Source organism: Streptomyces sp. NPDC086787 (assembly GCF_044745865.1).
Lineage (GTDB): Bacteria > Actinomycetota > Actinomycetes > Streptomycetales > Streptomycetaceae > Streptomyces.
This window is the reverse complement of record NZ_JBIVBC010000003.1, coordinates 395611-413349: the sequence shown is the minus strand read 5'-3', so window position 1 is coordinate 413349 and position 17739 is coordinate 395611. Positions and strand designations below refer to the sequence as shown.

Below are 17739 nucleotides of genomic sequence, written 5' to 3'. Positions count from 1 at the left end.
GGCGGAGGCTATCCCGATGTGCGCGAATGTTCGAGAGTTGCCAGTGAGAGCCGGGGTTGGGCGAGGTGCTCGCGCAACGGCCCTACGGCAGCAGCTCGACCTGGATCTCGACCTCGACGGGCGCGTCCAGCGGCAGCACGGCGACACCCACCGCGCTGCGGGCGTGCACGCCCCTGTCGCCGAGGACCTCACCGAGCAGTTCACTGGCGCCGTTGATGACCCCGGGCTGACCGGTGAAGTCCGCGGCCGAGGCGACGAATCCGACGACCTTCACCACGCGCGCGATGCGGTCCAGGTCACCGGCGACGGACTTCACGGCGGCCAGGGCGTTCAGCGCGCAGGTGCGGGCCAGTTCCTTGGCCTCCTCCGCGGTGACCTCGGCGCCCACCTTGCCGGTGACCGGCAGCTTGCCGTCCACCATCGGCAGCTGGCCCGAGGTGTACACGTAGACGCCGGACTGCACGGCGGGCTGATAGGCGGCCAGCGGCGGTACTACGGCGGGCAGGCGCAGACCGAGCTCGGCGAGCCGCTCCTCGGCGGCGCTCATCCCTTCGCCCGCTTCAGGTAGGCGACGAGCTGCTCGGGGTTGGGGCCGGGCACGACCTGGACGAGCTCCCAGCCGTCCTCGCCCCAGGTGTCCAGAATCTGCTTCGTGGCATGGACGAGCAGCGGCACGGTTGCGTATTCCCACTTGGTCATGTGGCCGACTGTAGCCCCTGTTATCCACAGCCTCCCGCGTAGCCCGTCGATGAACTGGTTAGTCTCGAAGACGTGAGCAGGCTCCAGGTCGTCAGCGGCAAGGGCGGGACCGGAAAGACGACGGTCGCCGCCGCCCTCGCGCTGGCCCTCGCGACCGAGGGGAAGCGCGCGCTTCTCGTGGAGGTCGAGGGTCGGCAGGGCATCGCACAGCTCTTCGAAACGGAGGCGTTGCCCTATGAGGAGCGGAAAATCGCGGTCGCTCCGGGCGGCGGCGAGGTCTTCGCCCTCGCCATCGATCCCGAACTGGCCCTTCTGGACTACCTCCAGATGTTCTACAAGCTGGGCGGTGCGGGCCGTGCCCTGAAGAAGCTCGGCGCCATCGACTTCGCCACCACCGTCGCGCCGGGCCTCAGGGACGTGCTCCTGACGGGCAAGGCGTGCGAGGCGGTGCGGCGCAAGGACCGCAGCGGGCGGTTCGTGTACGACTACGTCGTCATGGACGCCCCGCCGACCGGCCGCATCACCCGCTTCCTGAACGTCAACGACGAGGTGGCGGGGCTGGCGAAGATCGGCCCGATACACAATCAGGCGCAGGCCGTGATGCGGGTGCTGAAGTCTCCGGAGACCGCCGTGCACCTGGTGACGCTCCTGGAGGAGATGCCGGTCCAGGAGACCGCGGACGGCATCGCGGAGCTGCGGGCAGCGCGGCTGCCGGTGGGCCGGGTCATCGTGAACATGGTGCGGCCCGAGCTGCTGGACGCGGCCGGCCTGGAACTCGTACGGACCGTGCCGCGCACCGCGGTCGCCCAGACGCTGTCGGCCGCCGGGCTCGGCGGCGCGCGGCGCGGCGGGAAGGCCGAGCAGCTGGTGGACCCCCTGCTCGACCAGGCCGCCGAGTACGCGGAGCGGTACGCGCTGGAGCACGAGCAGCGCGCGGTCCTCAGCGGCCTCGACCTGCCGCTGCACGAACTGCCGCTGCTCGCCGAGGGCATGGACCTGGCGGGCCTGTACGAACTGGCCAGCGAGTTGCGGAAGCAGGAGATCGCATGAGCCCGGACCGGCCCCGGACACAGCAGCAGGCGCAGGACGCCGCCCGCCACCGGCTCTCCCCCGCGCGCGTGCTCGACGTCGACGCGCTGCTCGACGACCGGAAGACCCGCATCGTGGTGTGCTGCGGGTCGGGGGGCGTCGGCAAGACGACGACCGCGGCGGCCCTGGGGCTGCGCGCCGCCGAGCGCGGCCGGAAGGTGGTCGTGCTGACCATCGACCCGGCCAGGCGGCTCGCCCAGTCCATGGGCATCGACTCCCTGGACAACGTGCCACGACGGGTGAAGGGCACCGAGGGCGGTGGCGAGCTGCACGCCATGATGCTCGACATGAAGCGCACCTTCGACGAGGTGGTCGAGGCGCACGCGGATTCCGAGCGGGCGGCCGCGATCCTGGCCAACCCGTTCTACCAGTCGCTCTCGGCGGGCTTCGCGGGCACGCAGGAGTACATGGCGATGGAGAAGCTGGGTCAGCTGCGCGCCCGCGACGAGTGGGACCTGATCGTGGTGGACACCCCGCCCTCCCGCTCGGCGCTGGACTTCCTGGACGCGCCGAAGCGGCTCGGTTCCTTCCTGGACGGGCGGCTGATCCGGCTGCTGACGGCTCCGGCGAAGCTGGGCGGACGCGCGGGCATGGCGTTCCTCAACGTCGGCATGTCGATGATGACCGGCACCCTGGGCAAGCTGCTGGGCGGTCAGCTGCTGAAGGACGTCCAGACCTTCGTGGCCGCGATGGACACCACCTTCGGCGGGTTCCGCACGCGCGCGGACGCCACGTACAAGCTGCTGCAGGCTCCCGGCACGGCGTTCGTGGTGGTGGCCGCCCCGGAGCGGGACGCGCTGCGCGAGGCCGCGTACTTCGTGCAGCGGCTGGCCGCCGAGGACATGCCGCTGGTCGGTCTGGTGCTCAACCGGGTCCATGGCAGCGGCGCCGGTCAGCTGTCCGCCGAGCGTGCGCTGGCCGCTGCGGAAAATCTTGAGGAACCCCGCATTGTGGATCAGGGGGACGGGAAAGCTGGAGTTCGTAACTCTCCCGACACGTACGGCAGTTCAGAATCCCCGGCTCCCGAATCGCCGGCTTCCGAACCCCCCTCTTCCGCGGCACAGACACAGGATCCTGCACCGGCACCGTCTGAAGGCTCCCCCGCCTCCACGGACCCGGAGCGACCCGTCGTTCAACTCACCGCAGGCCTTCTGAGGCTGCACGCCGAGCGGATGCGGCTGCTCTCCCGCGAGCAGCGCACGCGCGACCGCTTCACCGCGCGCCACCCCGAGGTGGCCGTGGTGGAGGTGGCCGCTCTGCCCGGCGATGTGCATGACCTGACGGGGCTGCGGGACATCGGGGTACGACTCGCGAACGGCGGGCGTGAGCCGGCGTAGCGGATCGCGACCGGCGGGCGTGGACGTCGTGGCGGACGACGCCTGCGTCGCGTACGGCGAGGCGACGCGCAGGGCCGGCGGCGGCGAACGGCTGTGCCGTAGGCATGCCACAGGTGGACTGCGCGCATGCCCGGAAGCGCATGCCGGGAAAGGGCCGCGAAAGAGCCCTGGGAGCCCGTGAGGGGTGCCCGGAGGTGCCCGAAGGCGGGCCCCTCAGCTCACCGCCGCGTAGTGCTCGTACACCTCGTCGCTGTCGAGAGGCACAATGCCGGTCCCACGCTCGTACTCCGAGCGCGCGGTCTCCAGCAGCCTGCGCCAGGACGTCACGGTGGGTCGCCTACGCAGCAAAGCGCGGCGCTCCCGCTCCGTCATGCCTCCCCACACGCCGAACTCGACGCGGTTGTCCAGCGCGTCCGCCAGGCATTCGGTGCGTACCGGGCATCCGGTGCACACCGCCTTGGCCCTGTTCTGCGCCGCTCCCTGAACGAACAGTTCATCCGGATCGGTAGTGCGGCAGGCGGCCTGCGCACTCCAGTCGGTTACCCAGCCCATACCGGCGCCGTCCTCTCCCGAATCGAGGCTCCCCCACGGCGGCAGCGGCATATTCACCGCCGCCAGTTGAGGACGTTACGGAAGGCGGACACAGGGCAACACCCCCTTCGGGCCCAATCTTGAATGGCCCGAACGGACTATGGGTAAGCGGCAGATCACCCGCGGGAGTGAGCTGACGACATGCGTGATCAACCCGACAAAGCGGTACAGCTATGGTGCGCCACACAGGACACCGGATGACACACGAGGCCGATTCGGACACGCCGCACTCAAGAAACCGAGCGGTATCCGGAACGATTCGGGGTCGCCGGACGTATTGATACGTGACCGTGCTGCTGTGACAGTTGAGAGCAGCTTAGGCCAAGGCATATACGCGTGTCCGGCGAATAAGAGCAACACAGACGCCCGGCACGACACGCGACACCGCCCGCGGCCCGCAGCCCGCGGTTCACCCCGGACCGCCACATCGAGATGTCCGAAATGCCGCCCAGGTCACGATCCGGTACTCGAACATCCCGACAAACCCCCGCTCCACCGGAACGCTCAGGACTACGGATTAGGCTGCCCACATGGCAAAGAAGCGCTCGGGCGGTGGTCTGTCGGCAACACAGCAGGCCGCCAAGTTCGTCGGTGTCAGTGTCCTCGCGGGTGCCGTGATGGCCGGCATCGCGCTGCCCGCCGCCGGTGCGCTCGGGCTGGCCGCCAAGGGTTCGGTCCAGGGCTTCGACGAGATCCCGGCCAATCTGAAGAGCCCGCAGCTCAGCCAGCGCACCTCGATCCTGGACAGCGCGGGCAACCAGATCGCGACCGTCTACTCCCGTGACCGCACGGTGGTGGACCTCAAGGACATCTCGCCGTACATGCAGAAGGCGATCGTCGCGATCGAGGACTCCCGCTTCTACCAGCACGGCGCGGTCGACCTGAAGGGCGTCCTGCGCGCCCTGAACAAGAACGCGCAGAGCGGCGGGGTCGCCCAGGGCGCCTCCACGCTCACCCAGCAGCTCGTGAAGAACTACTACATCGAACAGGCCGGCGACGACCCGACGAAGGTCGCCGAGGCCACCCAGCAGACGCTGGGCCGAAAGATCCGCGAGCTGAAGTACGCCATCCAGATCGAGGACAAGCTCGGCAAGAAGAAGATCCTCGAGAACTACCTCAACATCACCTTCTTCGGCGAGCAGGCGTACGGCGTGGAGGCCGCCTCCCAGCGCTACTTCTCCAAGCACGCCAAGGACCTGAACCTCCAGGAGGCCGCGCTCCTGGCCGGCGTCGTCCAGTCCCCGAGCCGCTACGACCCGGTGAACGACGAGGCGGAGGCCACCAAGCGCCGCAACACCGTCCTGGAGCGCATGGCCGAGCTCGGCGACATCTCCCAGGGAGAGGCCAACGAGGCCAGGCAGAAGCCGCTCGGACTGCACGTCAGCCGGCCCAAGAACGGCTGCATCACCGCCACCAAGGGCGCCGGCTTCTTCTGCAAGTACGTGGAGCACGTCTTCCTGACCAGTCCGGTCTTCGGCAAGACCAAGGAGGAGCGGACCAAGATCTGGAACCGCGGCGGCATGACGATCCGCACGACGCTCGACCCGCAGGCCCAGGAATCGGTCCAGTCCTCGCTCAAGGACCACATCAACAAGTCCGACAAGGTCGCCGCGGCCGCCACCCTGGTCCAGCCCGGCACCGGCAAGGTCCTGGCCATGGGCCAGTCGAAGCCGTACGGCTACGGCAAGGACGAGACCGAGTACAACTTCTCCGTCGACCGTGACCTGGGCGGCTCCAACTTCGGGTTCCCGACCGGATCGACCTTCAAGCCGTTCGTGGCCGCGGCCGCCATCGAGGGCGGCAAGCCCGCGACGCAGGAGTACTCGGCGCCGTACTCGATGCTGTATCCGAGCCCCGTGCAGACCTGTGGCGGCAAGCAGTGGGTCAACACCGACCACGAGAAGGTCGAGAACGAGAGCGAGTCCGAGAAGGGCCCGTACGCCATGAAGGAGGCGATGGCCAAGTCGGTCAACACCTACTTCGTGCAGCTCATCTCCGATGTCGGCATGTGCCCGGTGGTGAAGATGACCGACGCGCTGCACGTGGTTCAGGGCAACGGCGACAAGCTCCCCGAGGTGCCGGCCATCGCGCTCGGCTCCAAGGGCATCTCCCCGCTGACGATGGCCGGCGCCTATGCCACCTTCGCCGCCCGCGGCAAGTACTGCACGCCGGTCGCCATCGAGTCGATCACCCAGAAGATCGGGTACGAGCAGAAGTCCCTCCCTGTGCCGAAGTCGACCTGCTCGCGGGCCATGAGCGAGCAGACCGCCGACACCGTGAACACCCTGCTGCGCGGCGTGGTCGACTCCGGTACGGGCCAGCAGGCCGGCCTCAGCGACCGCGAGAGCGCCGGCAAGACCGGTACGACGGACGAGCGCAAGAACGCCTGGTTCGTCGGGTACACGCCGAACATGGCCGGCGCGGTCTGGGTCGGCAGCGCCCGGCAGAACGTGAAGATGACCAACATCACCATCGGCGGCGTCTACCGCTCGCTCGTCTACGGCGGTGAGGTCCCCGGCCCGATCTGGAAGGACGCCATGGCGGGCGCCCTCCAGGGCAAGCCGTCCCAGTCCTTCAACCTGGTCGACATCCCCGACGGCAGCGACGGCAGCGACGACCACGGCCATGACCGCGACCACGGGAACAACGGCGGCACCGGCAACAACGGCGGCGGCTTGTTCGGCGGGCTGTTCGGAGGCCTGACGAACGGCGGCGGAACGGCCGGCCCGAACGGCGGCAACACCTTCCCCAAGCCCGGCTTCACCCTCCCGGGCAACGTCTTCCAGGGGCAGGGCAACGGCGGGGCCAACGGCGGTGGCGGGAACGGGAACGGTGGTAACGCGAACGGCGGGACGCGCCGCTGAGAAGCGGGCCGTGCAGGCCGTGAGCTACGTGCCCGTGACCTACGGGTCCGTGAGCCACAGGCCGTGAGCTGAGGGTGCCGTACGCCGCGCGGCGTACGGCACACCCCGGGATCAGCCGATCAGCCCTGAAGCAGCTTCTTGACCACGGCGGCGACACGCCCGCCCTCGGCCAGGCCGGCCACCTTCGGGTTCACGATCTTCATGACGGCGCCCATGGCCCGAGGTCCCTCGGCGCCCGCCGCCCTGGCCTCCGCGACGGCAGCGGCGACGAGCTGCTCCAGCTCCTCGTCGGAGAGCTGCTTGGGCAGGTAGCCGGCGAGGAGCTCGCCCTCCGCCTTCTCCCGCTCGGCCTGCTCCGCACGACCACCCTGGGCGAACGCGTCGGCAGCCTCACGGCGCTTCTTCGCCTCCTTGGTGATCACCTTGAGGACCTCGTCGTCGGAGAGCTCACGCTTCTCCTTGCCCGCGACCTCCTCCTTGGTGATCGCGGTGAGCGTCAGCCGCAGCGTCGAGGAGCGGAGCTCGTCGCGCTCCTTGATCGCGGCGTTGAGGTCGTCCTTCAGCTTGGACTTGAGGGTGGTGGTCATGGCCACGATTGTCGCAGGTGCACGGGGGCGGATGCCCTTCGTTTTATGCGGACAGTGACCGTCGGGCCGTGACCGGGCGCGCGGCTGGGGTCGGGCCGGGCCGGTGGCTGAGCTCTGGCCGGGCCGGTGACGGTCCCGTGGCTGTGGGTCGGTCCACGCCTGTCGTCTGACACGATGGTCGTATGCGCGCTCGATACGGAGTACCTGTAGGAATCGCGGCGGCAGGCGCCGCCGGACTGTTGTACGCGGCTGGCTTCGAGGCCCGCTCCTTCCGGCTCCGACGGGTTACCGTCCCGGTGCTTCCCGCCGGGATGCGCCCGCTGCGTGTCCTTCAGGTCTCCGACATCCACATGGTGAGCGGTCAGCGCAAGAAGCAGCGCTGGCTGCGCTCACTGGCCGGCCTGCGCCCCGACTTCGTGATCAACACCGGGGACAACCTCTCCGACCCGCAGGGCGTGCCGGAGGTACTGGACGCGCTGGGCCCCCTGATGGAGTTCCCGGGCGCGTATGTCTTCGGTTCCAACGACTACTACGGCCCCAAACCCCGCAACCCCGTCCGCTACTTGCTGGAGAGGACCAGCGGCCGCCACGGTCTGAACGGCAACCCGCCGGTCGTGGGCGCGATCCACAACCCGTGGGAGGACCTGCGCGACAGCTTCGACGCGGCGGGCTGGCTGAACCTGACGAACACCCGGGGTGTGCTGAAGGTCGAGGGCGGCATGTCGGTGGAGCTGACGGGCGTGGACGACCCGCACATCAAGCGCGACCGCTACCTCCAGGTGGCCGGCGGCCCCTCGGACACGGCCGACTTCTCGATGGGCGTGGTGCACGCGCCGTACCTGCGGGTGCTGGACTCGTTCACCGCGGACGACTACCCGCTGGTCCTGGCCGGGCACACGCACGGCGGCCAGGTCTGCATCCCCTTCTACGGCGCCCTGGTCACCAACTGCGACCTGGACACGGACCGGGTGAAGGGCCTGTCCACGCACACGGCGGAGGGCCGCACGTCCTACCTGCACGTCTCGGCGGGCTGCGGCACCAGCCGCTACACGCCGGTCCGGTTCGCCTGCCCGCCGGAGGCGACACTACTGACGCTGGTGAGCCCGGAGCAGTAGCCCCGCCCACTCACCCGTCCGGCCCACCCGGATCGCCCGTTTCGCCCGTTCTGCCTAGCGTGAAGGCATGATCGGCCCGATACCCAGGGACATCCCGGACCTCCCCGCGGTCCAGCGCAGCCCCTCGCTGCCGCCCTCCTATGTTCCGCCCGGGGCGGTGGTCCCCCCGGTCCACCGCCCCCTGGCAGCGGCCTTCCGCCTCCTGGGCGCCCTGACGGCCGCCGCCGGAGTGGCCCTGGAGCTCCTCCTCGGCAGCACGACACGGGTGATGAGCTACTTCAGCGTCCAGAGCAGCGCCCTGCTGGCACTCGTGTTCCTGCTCTCCGCCCACCGCGCGTGGACGGCCCGCCGCCCCCTGCCATCGGCCGTGACCGGCGCCGTACTGCTCTACGCCGTGGTGTCGGCCCTCGTCTACCACCTGCTGCTGGCCCACACGACACCCCCCTTCTCCATGACGGGTGCGACAACGCCACCGGTGCCCTGGCACGGCCAGTGGCTCGCCGTGCAGCTCCTGCACAAGGCCGCCCCGGCCGCGGCGGTACTGGACTGGCTCCTGCTCACCGCCCCCGGCCGCATGCACCTGCGTCAGGCCGCGGCCTGGCTGGCCTACCCCCTGGCCTACCTGGTGTTCATCCTGGTCCGGGGCGAGCTGCTGATGCCGGGCACACCCGGCACCTACCTCTACCCGTTCCTGGACGCGGAGCAGCGCGGCTACCGCAGCATCCTCGCCAACGCCCTCCTCGTCGGCCTCGCCATCTACGCCCTGGGGGTCCTCCTCACAGCCCTGGACCACACCCGCCCGAACCCGATCCGCCGCCGCACCAGAACCGGATTTCGTCTCCGGCCACCGGTGGGCTAAAGTAAACGTCGTCGCCGCGACAGCAGCGACATCGGGGTGTAGCGCAGCTTGGCAGCGCGCTTCGTTCGGGACGAAGAGGTCGTGGGTTCAAATCCCGCCACCCCGACAGTGAAACAACAGGTCAGGCCCAGTGCTGAGAAGTCAGCACCGGGCCTGACCTGTTTCTCGGGGACTCTCTGGAGAATGCTGGAGGAGATCTTGGAAATCGTCTCCAGACCAACGCCCTGGCCGCGAGCCCTGAGCCACGCGTCCAGCGCCGCCACGGGCGAGCCAGGACTCATCACCTTGCGCGCGTCCAACGCCTCCTCCCACATCCCCGTGAGCGCGAGCATCAGCGTCTGCCTCATCCGAGCGGCGCTTGGTTGCCGGGTTGGAGTCACGCAACCCCTCATCAACAGCGTCGGCGAGGTTCAAGTGCAGGGTCGCCCTCCACGTCTTGATGCTGGTAGCCGCGTATGGGGGACGTTGCGTTCGCGCTTCTCCTGGTCACTGTTCACCGCCCCAGCCCCGGTTGGGTCCTGCGCTACGGCCCGCCCATCAGCCAGTCCACGCGCATGACCGATGGCCCGCACGAACAGTGCGGGCCACCACGCTTCCCCGGGTGTGTGGGCCATGTGTGGGCCAGCGTTGCTGAGCAGGAGCCAGACCAGCGCTCCCGTGCAGCGCCCGGCCTGAATCATGTCCGGCGATCACCGCGCGTACCGCCTGCACGTCGGCAAGCAGGGCGAGAGCGTGCGGAGCGCTGCGTCTGACGAAACGGAGGCCCCACCGGAATCAAATCCGGTGGGGCCTCACAGTTCACGGCGACTAGAATTCATTACCGCCGCGTATCGCGGCTATACTTCGAAGCCTTTTTCCCTCAGCCGTTCCGAAACAGGAATCTGCCCTGGGGGGCGAAGCCAGAACTTGTTCTGGCGAGCATCGAAGCAGCTGAGATAGGCGCTCACCTTGCCGCCTACTTCATAGTGCTCTTCGTCGTCCACGTACAGGGCATCGATGAAGCCGACATGGGACAACCCAAGGTCGACAATGACTCCCCATCGGAAGACGGCCTCGACCGTCCCGTCGACGACAGTGCCGATGAGCGCCCGCTCCGACTCGCCGACCTGCATGTTGTCGTCGTTGCTCATTGCCCCACAATCGTTCTCGGGTACTTGTTCAGCTGTTCGAACAGCGTATACGGGATGATCACCTGGGCTCCTGGGCGGCCGTCATACTTCGCGACGTGCTCCAAGAAGTACTTGTCGAAGTCAGCCTTGGGGATCTTGATCTCGATCACATTCGAGTCCCAGTATCCACGACTCGCGTAATCCAAGGCTATCTCCTTCCCTTCTTCCTGCATGCCGAAGTAGGCACTTCCATCCGCATACATATCTCCCGGAGTTCCAGGGAAGTCTGCGTGATCGAATCCATCCTTCATGATCTTGTCCGTCAATCCCTTACCGGGCGCCTTGAAAATCGACACATCGCAGGCGGGATCAGTGTTGTGAACGAGTACAGGCGTATTACCGGCCAGCACATAGTACGTGTGCAGGTCATCGACAGTGAGGTTGTAGGCGGAGTGAAGCCGGTGGTAGCGGTGGACGCCTACCACGGTGACGGTCTTGCCGCTGCTGGTGCGCAGGGTCTGGCCGGACTTGAGGTCGCCTGCGTCGATCCAGCGGTGGGCGCTGGGCGACCAGAAGGGGTGGTGCTGGGTGGCGGTGATCCGTGCATGGCCGACGTTGACCGTGATGTCGGCGAAGTCGGTGTCGTCCGGCGTGTAGATGGTGTCGGTGACGGCGCGGCCTTCGGTGCGGCCGCTCTCTGGATCGGTGGCAAGGACCGCGTCGTCGACCCGGAGATCCTGGATCTGCTTGGTCGTGCCGTCAGCCATCAGCACACGTGTGGTGCCGGGGAAACTGTTGCGCGTACACGCCTTGACAAAGATATTTTTGACTTTGGCTATGATGCCGGCAAGAGCCTCGTTGGAAATCGGGAGAGCACGCAAGGCCTTCAAAGCGTTCTCGATGCCGATTCCCTTTATGGCCGCGGCGGTGAGCCCCTTGACTGCCCGCGCAATAGGGGCGAGAAAACTTTCGACCGGGACGTACGTGACGATGCTCATGGCGCAGGCAGTCTTGTTGCCGTGCCAGCACTTCAGCAGGTCCGCGGCAAAGAACTCGAAGAGGATTGCTCCGGCTTTCTCACCGAAGAGGCCCTGCCATCCGGCTTCAACGATCTGCTCACCGGTGAACTTGTGCGTCCAGCCTTCGATCTTGACGTTCTTCAGCGTGGCCCGCTGAAGGAACTGCCACGCTGCCTTCGGGCATCCCTCCGCGGTGGCCTGGGCCTTGTCGTCGGTGCAGAGGTAGAAGTCGGCCTCGTAAGTGACGACCAGGTCGTACGTCGCGTTGCAGCCGTTGAAGGCTGCTTCCGGCATCCCCGGGCACTTGCCGATCTGCTTGGAGCTGACGATCTCGACGGTGGACTGGTCCGGGACGGAGAACACACCGGGGATGCCGGTACCGTCCCCTTGGGATGCTGCCTTGTTGGCCTCCGCTGCCTCCGTTTCCGTGGCGGCTTGTTGGGCTTCCTTGGCGTATTTGTCGGCGTCCTTGGCGGCTTGTTCGGCTTCGGTTGCTGCGGCGTCGGCGCGGGTGGCGGCGGCGCGGGCGTCCTTGGCGTCCTGTTCGGCCTGGGAGGCCGCGGCGCGGGCGGCTTGGGCGTCGAGTTCGGCCTGGTCGGCGGAGGCGCGGGCCTGGGTGGCGTAGCCTTCGGCGTTTCCGGCTGCTCGGTCGGCGGCTGCGGCGTCTTCGGTGGCCTGCTGGTCGTACTCGATGGTGCGGGCCAGTGAGGCGGATGCCTTGGAGGCTGCGGTTGCGGCGTCGGCGGCGTAGCCGAGGGCTTCCTTGGAGTAGGTGCGGGCGTCGGCGGCGTACTGGGCGGCGTTCGCCGCGTGCTGGTAGGCCTCCTTGGCATCACCTTGTGCCTGGTCGGCGAGGTTCTTCGCGGCTTGCGCCTCGGCGGCGGCGTTCTTGGCGTGGGCGTCGGCGACGGCCTGCTGCTGGTCGGCGATCGACTTCGATGCCTGTCCGGTCAGCACGACCAGGCCGGCGGCGGAGTCGGTGTCGACGTAGGGGGAGCCGAGCTGGATGGCGTCGTTGGCGGGCGCGGCGACCTGTTCGGCTGCCTTGCCCGCGTCGACGGCGGCCTGTGCGGTGACGTGTGCGAAACCGGCGGCCTTCGCGGACGCGGCGAGGGCCTTGGTGGCTTCTGCCTGGGCTGCGTTGGCCTGGGTCTTGGCGTTCTTGGCGTGTGCTTCGGCCTCGTCGGCGAGCTTGACCGCCGCGTTGGCCTCGGCGGAGGCGTCCTGGGACGCCTTGATGGCGTCGGCGACCGCGGCTGTCGCGGTCCGTACCGCGGCGTCGGCCTTCAGCTTGTCCGCCTGCGCCGCGTCGGATGCGGCACGGGCGCGCTTGGCCGCTGCTTCGGCGCGGGTCGCGGCCGCATCAGCTTCGGCTGCGGCCTGGGTGGCGGCATCAGCCTCGGAACGGGCCTTGCCCGCCGCGCTCTCCGCGTCGTCGGCTGCCTTGTCCGCCACGTTCGCTGCCGCACGGGCGGCGTCGGCGCCGTCGTGGGAGTCCATGGCGTCGGCGTAGGCGGTCTTGGCGTCGGCCTTGGCGCGCGCGGCGTCGGCCTTCTGCTTGGCGTCCCAGGCGTCGTCGCGCATGTCGCGGGCGTGGTTGCTGGCCTTGACCGCGTCGTCGCGGCGGTCCTCGGCGGTCTTCTCCGCGCTCTCGGCGCGGCCCTTGGCCTCGCTTGCCTTGGTGGCCTCGGCCTGTGCGTTGGTCTTGTGCTGGGCGGCCTCGGCCTGCTTCGCGGCGGCCGTCTCCATCTCGGACTTGGCCGTCAGCGCCTCGGCCTCCGCGGTCAGCCGCTTGGCGTGCGCGTCGGCGGCAGCCGCCTTCGCATCCCCCTCGGCCTTCAGCGCCTCGGTGAGCTTGGCCTCCGCGAGCTCCTTGGCCTTCTTCGCGTTGTCGCGGTGCACCTTGGCCGCATCGGCAGCGGACTTCGCCTGCCACTCCGCCGTCTTCGCGGCCTCCTTGCGGAACTCCGCCTTGGCCTGCGCGGCCTGGGCGAGCGCACGCTGCGCGATCGTCGCACTGTCCCCGGCGGAGGCACGGGTGGCGGCGTCGGCCGTCTCACCGGCCTTCACCAACGCGGTGAGAGCGGCGACGGCGCCCTTGGTTACCTGAGCCTTCTGCTGGCCCACCAGCAGACCCCGGCCCCGCGGCGCACCATTGGCGTCCGCGGTGGCGTAGGCGGCCTGGATGGCGGCGTCCGAACCGGTCGCGGCCTTCTGCGCGTCGGCCAGCTGCGCCTTGATCACGGCCAGTTGCTTCACGGAACCGGCACGAGCGGCGGTGATGCTGGTACTCGCCTTGGTGAACTGCGCCTTGCCCGGGTAGCTCGGCTTGCCGTCACCGGTGTGCCCCTTGGGCACGATGCGCAGCTTCTGCGCGGACGCGTTGTTGCAGGTCAGCAGCGTGGCGTTCTTGCTGTTGTCGAACGACGGCAGATTCAGGCATTTGCCGGTCGCGGCGTTGCGGAGCTCGTCCGACGCACGGACATCGAACGTCCACTGCTGATTCTTCGAGCTGGAACAGTTCCAGATCTGTATCTTCGTCCCGTCAGCGCTATTGCCGCCCGAGACGTCCAGGCACTTGAAGGCCTTGGTGTTGACCAGCGTGTACCCGCCGTCGTAGGAGCCCAGCAGCTTCCACTCCTGCGCCGAGCTGCCGTTGCAGGTGTAGACCTGGACCGCGGTGCCGTTGGCCGTGCCGCCGCCCTCCACGTCCAGACACTTGCCCGACGCACCCGGAATCTGGATGGTCAGCGGCGCATCCCCGATGTAGCCGATGCCGCCCGCGCTCCAGTAGTCCTGCCAGCGGGTGGCGTGGTCGGCGACCCAGGAGTGCCCGAGCATCTCGCCCAGCGCCTTGGTGCCCTTGGTCAGCGCGTCGACCGCGGTCTTGTTCGCGTCCAGGATCTGGTTGCGCTGGACGGCCTGCGAGGACACCTCCTGCTGCCACTCACCGGCCGCGGCCGAGGTGATGTCACCCAGCACACCGTCCGGATCCAGCGGGTCACGCCAACCGCACGCGGCGAAGCGGGACTTCACGTCCTCCACCGCGATCCGGTACTCCGGCGTGCCCGGCTGCGGCGCACTGCGTGGGAAACCACCCGAGGACAGGAAGATCCGGGCATCGTCCGCACCCGGGTTCGCACTCGGACCGCCGTGCATCCACTCGAACGCGGCACGCTCGGCCAGCGCCCGGTTCCACTCCTGCTGCGTCGTACCCGACGGATCAGGATCCTTCCCGTACAGGGGATTGCCGACCTGGTCCACGGCCGCGAGCATCTTCGCGTCGGCCGCCGGGGTCTCGTCCTTGTAGAAGTCGTAGTCGGACTGCCAGTAACGGTCGGAGATCCACGACGTCAGACCGGTCTGCGCGTAGAAGGACTGCTTGCCGTCACCACTGGTGCCCGGCGGCCAGTGGAACCCGGTCACGCTGAACCCGCCCGGCGTCTCCAGACCGTCCAGCGGCTTCTTCCAGGAGTCCTGGAGCGCGGACAGCGCCGCACCCTCCTTGCCCGCCGCGTCCCTGTCCGCCTTGTAGGCGATGGCCAGCGGCGTCTGCTCCCAGCTCTCCCGGTTCGCCGCGACATGCAGCTTCTCCGGAGTCTGGTTCAGGCCGTCCTTGGCGGTCGCCGCCATCGACGTACCGCCCAGACGCAACACATGGGCCATCAGGCACTGGTCCTGACGCAACTGCTCAGCAGCCGTGTCCTCGTACCAGGGGTACGAGTCACTCGCCGGCTCGGCCCGCAACGGCGACGCACCGGGCTGAACCCCCAGTCCGGCCACCACCGCCAACGCGACCGCCGAAGCGGTCACAAGCCCTGAGCCCCGGGATCTGGATCTGGATCTGGCCATGCCAAACCATCGTGTGGAACGCAAAGAAGCATCCTTGTCTTCGTCAAGGGGATTGCGTGCCGGAAGAACCTCCGGAGCCCGAGAAGAGCAGGAAGACGAACCCATAACTGATGGACAGTCAGACCCCGGGTGCGCCGTCACGACGACGCACCCATTCCCCCGAGTGATGGTGCCCCCGATCACCGATCAGTGAGCGCGCACACGAACTGGTCAAAGTTTGCTCATGCGCGCACACTTCGTGTGCACCTTATGCGCACAAGCAGAACCTGCAAAGCCCCCTCATGGGTCGACAGACAACCCCACCAGACCGCATCACCCCGGCTCAGCAGCCGGAGGCGGCGGCCACGGACCGGCTCGTCGGCCAGAAGTTGTGACCAATCCGCCAACCGCCCCGGTCCACGGGGCACGGACCTGTGCGTTCGCCCCTTCTCGAATCGGGTACACATCAGGAGTTCGAAGGCATCGCGTCCGCCAACGTTGGTGCCGGATCCAGCGTTGCCGGCGTCGAGTGGATGGAGTTCCACATCAACCTCGCCCAGGCACCCGACGAGCTTCCGTGTCAGGTCCGGCCGCCCCTCCCCCGGGCGATGGCGACGCAGACCATCGCGGCCAAACCGGCGACCATCAGCATCCACCAGGCAATGACCGAGTTCACCGTGAACAGCAGCCCGCATGCCATTGGTCCGGTAGCCGCACCTAGCGACACCCCCATCTGACTGTAGGCGGTGGCTCGTTGCTCTCGGCCCGGATAGGGCAGTCCGATGACGTAGTGGAGCAGACCGGCCCAGCCCCATCCGCCTCCGTATGCGAGCAAGGCGCCCGCAGTCATCAGTGCGAGCGATGCACGCGTCAGGAGGGCGACGCCGACCACTCCAGTCGCAAACATCCCGATCAGCGCCGCCCATGCGGCATGAGGCACTCGACCGATGAGCCAGCCGGCGATCAAGCGGACGGCAATATTCAGCGCGGCGCCCGCTGTTGCCACCACTCCGGCGACTGACAGGGACGTGCCTCGGCTGGTCAGCGACAGAACCAGGAAACCGCCCAGGCCGTTTCCCACCATTGCGCCGAAGAACCCGGCACCGCTCAAGGCCAGCAGAAAGGCATCTCCGCGCAGTGGTGGCACTCTGTCGCGCCGTGCAGTCGCGAGCCGACCAGCCGAGGTATCAGACCGCGTCGAGACGACAGCGGCTACGCCACACAGCACCGCCGTGCCGGCGAACACTGGCCGCCAGCCGGCCGGACCGGCCAGCGTCGGCATTGCCATGCTGGCGAGCAGGGTCGCGGCGGGAACCGCGGCCTGCTTGAGGCCGAAGGCGAATGCCCGCAGTCGAGCCGTGCATCGTCGCATGAGCAGGGCGTTGGTGTGGGGCTGGGTGTAGCCGTAGGAGTAACCACCCATGGCAGAGGAGAGCCACAGACCCGCGGCTGGTACCGCCGCTGCACACAGCAGTCCGAGACAGGTGGCCCCAAGTGCGATGGCCAAGGTGCGTTCGATCGTGGAGGGAAGCGCGGCCCTCTTGCTGACGAAGGCGCCCGCCAAGGAGGCCAGCCAGTACGCGGCCAGGATGGCTCCCATACGCGCCGAACTCCAACCGAACTCGGCGGAGATCAGACCGTTCGCCGCCCCTGGCAGGAACACGGGCAGCGACGTGAGAACGGTGACCGCGGCCACCCCCGCGGCGGTGGGCAGGCCCGAAGGGGAACGGCCGGTGGAGGATGTCGCGGCGTGGTCGCGCGCGGAGACAAGCGTGTTCATCGGATACGCGGCTCCACCCGGCCGGACTGCTGCGCCGCACCATGACCGAGCGCCGCTCGTGCAATCGCGTCCGCATCCCCCAGTGTCACGGAGTCGCCCCCTGGCCGAACGCCTGCGGCCGTCGCCCAATGCGCACCTTCGGTGGGAACGCCGAGCGCGAACCGGTGGGGGTGAGGCCGGCCGTACGCGTCCACAACGCGACTCGGTCGTTCCGTCACCGCAAGACCACCGGTCTCGTAGCAACTGCCGTCCGGGTTGGGTAAGCGGTACGGGGCCGCCTGCCCGGTGTCGAGGAGATGCCGCAGGAGCGGATCGGTGGTCCTGCGGATGTCCGGATCCTGGATACGCGCTTCGATGACGGTGGTGACCGACCTGAGCGGTCCTGGCACTCTGGTCGATGAGACCGAAAAGCCACTTCCATCCTCTTCGGGGACAACGCGCATCGCTGGCCCCACAGGCTCCAACACACCGGCGCGGATGACCGCTGCCGTCTCCGCGATGCGGAGTCCGGGCGGCCCGGTGGAAAGGGCGACGACGTGCACTGTCACAGGCCCGGCATCCGGGTGAGCCGCCGCGTTGGCGCACAACCGCTCCACGACGGCGAGTCCTCGCGGTCCGGCGCCCACGATGCCCACGCCAAGCCGACCGTTCAACGGTAGAACCTCCGCTCCCCTGTTCCCCCCTGGCCTCTCACGAACAGCTGCTGAGCGTAAGGCCCCGGCGAACGAGCATTCATGCGATCAGCGAGGCATCCATGCAAACGAGCTATGAATCGATTGATGCATCCAGCGCATGAATGAGTGCTCACGTCTATTTCCCACTCGCCAAACCCATGACTAAATTCATGGACCGGCGACAA

13 protein-coding genes and 1 tRNA gene are annotated in these 17739 nt (G+C 68.3%); 6 read left to right on the top strand and 8 right to left on the bottom strand.

Annotated elements, in window-relative coordinates:
* Nucleotides 1–82 precede the first annotated feature (82 nt).
* Together ACIPK3_RS11520 and ACIPK3_RS11515 are read right to left on the bottom strand one after the other, a co-directional pair.
* Complete coding sequence (locus ACIPK3_RS11520; RefSeq protein WP_402568438.1) at nucleotides 83–547, bottom strand: RidA family protein; 465 nt, start codon at nucleotides 545–547, stop codon at nucleotides 83–85.
* Nucleotides 544–699, bottom strand: a complete 156-nt coding sequence (locus ACIPK3_RS11515) for a hypothetical protein (RefSeq protein ID WP_402568436.1) — start codon at nucleotides 697–699, stop codon at nucleotides 544–546. Before ACIPK3_RS11515 ends, ACIPK3_RS11520 begins: the two co-directional genes overlap by 4 nt.
* A gap of 72 nt (nucleotides 700–771) precedes the next feature.
* On the opposite strand from ACIPK3_RS11515, the gene ACIPK3_RS11510 reads away from it, so the two are divergent.
* Together ACIPK3_RS11510 and ACIPK3_RS11505 are read left to right on the top strand one after the other, a co-directional pair.
* The gene (locus ACIPK3_RS11510) at nucleotides 772–1749 is read left to right on the top strand and encodes an ArsA family ATPase (protein ID WP_402568434.1); all 978 of its coding nucleotides are present in this window, start codon (nucleotides 772–774) and stop codon (nucleotides 1747–1749) included.
* On the top strand, nucleotides 1746–3125 hold the full coding sequence (locus tag ACIPK3_RS11505) for an ArsA-related P-loop ATPase (RefSeq protein WP_402568432.1): 1380 nt from the start codon (nucleotides 1746–1748) through the stop codon (nucleotides 3123–3125). Before ACIPK3_RS11510 ends, ACIPK3_RS11505 begins: the two co-directional genes overlap by 4 nt.
* Nucleotides 3126–3338: 213 nt before the next feature.
* Here ACIPK3_RS11505 and wblA read toward each other — a convergent pair whose 3' ends face one another.
* Nucleotides 3339–3677 carry a transcriptional regulator WblA gene (wblA, locus tag ACIPK3_RS11500; protein ID WP_067046754.1) on the bottom strand — a complete coding sequence of 113 codons (339 nt, stop codon included), beginning with the start codon at nucleotides 3675–3677 and terminating at the stop codon, nucleotides 3339–3341.
* Nucleotides 3678–4246: 569 nt separating this feature from the next.
* Here wblA and ACIPK3_RS11495 point away from each other — a divergent pair.
* A complete protein-coding gene (locus ACIPK3_RS11495) occupies nucleotides 4247–6580 on the top strand; it encodes a transglycosylase domain-containing protein (protein WP_402568430.1) in 2334 nt (777 codons plus the stop codon).
* Between the two features lie 119 nt (nucleotides 6581–6699).
* Here ACIPK3_RS11495 and ACIPK3_RS11490 read toward each other — a convergent pair whose 3' ends face one another.
* Nucleotides 6700–7167, bottom strand: coding sequence for a GatB/YqeY domain-containing protein (locus tag ACIPK3_RS11490; RefSeq protein WP_402568429.1), 468 nt, complete (start codon nucleotides 7165–7167; stop codon nucleotides 6700–6702).
* 182 nt (nucleotides 7168–7349) lie between these two features.
* Between ACIPK3_RS11490 and ACIPK3_RS11485 the strand changes: the two genes are divergently transcribed.
* The 3 genes from ACIPK3_RS11485 to ACIPK3_RS11475 all read left to right on the top strand — a co-directional run bounded on the left by ACIPK3_RS11485 (nucleotide 7350) and on the right by ACIPK3_RS11475 (nucleotide 9247).
* On the top strand, nucleotides 7350–8282 hold the full coding sequence (locus tag ACIPK3_RS11485) for a metallophosphoesterase (RefSeq protein WP_402568427.1): 933 nt from the start codon (nucleotides 7350–7352) through the stop codon (nucleotides 8280–8282).
* Nucleotides 8283–8349: 67 nt separating this feature from the next.
* Entirely contained in the window at nucleotides 8350–9141 is a 792-nt protein-coding gene (locus ACIPK3_RS11480; protein WP_402568425.1) for a Pr6Pr family membrane protein, read from the top strand.
* Nucleotides 9142–9173: 32 nt separating this feature from the next.
* Nucleotides 9174–9247, top strand: a tRNA-Pro gene (locus tag ACIPK3_RS11475).
* 730 nt (nucleotides 9248–9977) lie between these two features.
* On the opposite strand, the gene ACIPK3_RS11470 is transcribed toward ACIPK3_RS11475, so the two are convergent.
* From ACIPK3_RS11470 to ACIPK3_RS11455, 4 genes are all read right to left on the bottom strand, one after another.
* A complete protein-coding gene (locus ACIPK3_RS11470; RefSeq protein ID WP_402568423.1) occupies nucleotides 9978–10271 on the bottom strand; it encodes a hypothetical protein in 294 nt (97 codons plus the stop codon).
* Nucleotides 10268–15121 (bottom strand): RICIN domain-containing protein, encoded by a 4854-nt coding sequence (locus ACIPK3_RS11465; protein ID WP_402568421.1) that lies wholly within the window; start codon nucleotides 15119–15121, stop codon nucleotides 10268–10270. The genes ACIPK3_RS11470 and ACIPK3_RS11465 overlap by 4 nt, the downstream gene beginning before the upstream one ends.
* A 559-nt stretch (nucleotides 15122–15680) precedes the next feature.
* A complete protein-coding gene (locus ACIPK3_RS11460; protein ID WP_402568419.1) occupies nucleotides 15681–16880 on the bottom strand; it encodes an MFS transporter in 1200 nt (399 codons plus the stop codon).
* Complete coding sequence (locus tag ACIPK3_RS11455) at nucleotides 16877–17506, bottom strand: hypothetical protein (RefSeq protein ID WP_402568672.1); 630 nt, start codon at nucleotides 17504–17506, stop codon at nucleotides 16877–16879. Before ACIPK3_RS11455 ends, ACIPK3_RS11460 begins: the two co-directional genes overlap by 4 nt.
* Nucleotides 17507–17739: the final 233 nt, after the last annotated feature.

What these genes read in the sequence shown, in the direction of transcription:
- ACIPK3_RS11520 (WP_402568438.1), bottom strand. Translation starts at nt 547, where the DNA reads ATGAGCGCCGCCGAGGAGCGGCTCGCCGAGCTCGGTCTGCGCCTGCCC.
- ACIPK3_RS11515 (WP_402568436.1), bottom strand. Translation starts at nt 699, where the DNA reads ATGACCAAGTGGGAATACGCAACCGTGCCGCTGCTCGTCCATGCCACG.
- ACIPK3_RS11505 (WP_402568432.1), top strand. Translation starts at nt 1,746, where the DNA reads ATGAGCCCGGACCGGCCCCGGACACAGCAGCAGGCGCAGGACGCCGCC.
- wblA (WP_067046754.1), bottom strand. Translation starts at nt 3,677, where the DNA reads ATGGGCTGGGTAACCGACTGGAGTGCGCAGGCCGCCTGCCGCACTACC.
- ACIPK3_RS11495 (WP_402568430.1), top strand. Translation starts at nt 4,247, where the DNA reads ATGGCAAAGAAGCGCTCGGGCGGTGGTCTGTCGGCAACACAGCAGGCC.
- ACIPK3_RS11490 (WP_402568429.1), bottom strand. Translation starts at nt 7,167, where the DNA reads ATGACCACCACCCTCAAGTCCAAGCTGAAGGACGACCTCAACGCCGCG.
- ACIPK3_RS11485 (WP_402568427.1), top strand. Translation starts at nt 7,350, where the DNA reads ATGCGCGCTCGATACGGAGTACCTGTAGGAATCGCGGCGGCAGGCGCC.
- ACIPK3_RS11480 (WP_402568425.1), top strand. Translation starts at nt 8,350, where the DNA reads ATGATCGGCCCGATACCCAGGGACATCCCGGACCTCCCCGCGGTCCAG.
- ACIPK3_RS11470 (WP_402568423.1), bottom strand. Translation starts at nt 10,271, where the DNA reads ATGAGCAACGACGACAACATGCAGGTCGGCGAGTCGGAGCGGGCGCTC.
- ACIPK3_RS11465 (WP_402568421.1), bottom strand. Translation starts at nt 15,121, where the DNA reads ATGGCCAGATCCAGATCCAGATCCCGGGGCTCAGGGCTTGTGACCGCT.
- ACIPK3_RS11460 (WP_402568419.1), bottom strand. Translation starts at nt 16,880, where the DNA reads ATGAACACGCTTGTCTCCGCGCGCGACCACGCCGCGACATCCTCCACC.